At 45.2% G+C, this 361-nt stretch carries 1 pseudogene; it reads right to left on the reverse strand.

Going from position 1 to position 361, the window contains the following annotated elements:
• Nucleotides 1-124: 124 nt before the first annotated feature.
• Nucleotides 125-361, reverse strand: a pseudogene (locus A3712_RS21710) (fluoroquinolone resistance protein); the annotation flags it as partial.

Below are 361 nucleotides of genomic sequence, written 5' to 3' on the forward strand. Positions count from 1 at the left end.
CACCTTACCTGAAATTCTCACAAGATAAGCCCATAGATAAAGCAGGTATAAACATGTGCAGCCGCGATGGTTAAAAGTGAGATAACCACCTTCCCTGTCAGATTTACTGATTTCTCTCGCCCTATTAATCAGGCATTACCACAATACCCATAGTTTCAAGCAGTTGCTCTTGTTGCCAAGCGACAATTTTAATACCCGATGTGTCAACCTTTCGAGGATCTAACCCCTCCAATTCAGCGTGGCACAAGTTTGCTCCCTTCATACTGAACTGTCCCCATACATCTTCAGAGAATACACCTCGGCTCAGATCCGACTCCTTTAATGACGCTCCTGCAAGGTAAGTCCCTATCCAACGGTTCTC

This window comes from Vibrio sp. HI00D65 (assembly GCF_001635455.1).
Lineage (GTDB): Bacteria > Pseudomonadota > Gammaproteobacteria > Enterobacterales > Vibrionaceae > Vibrio.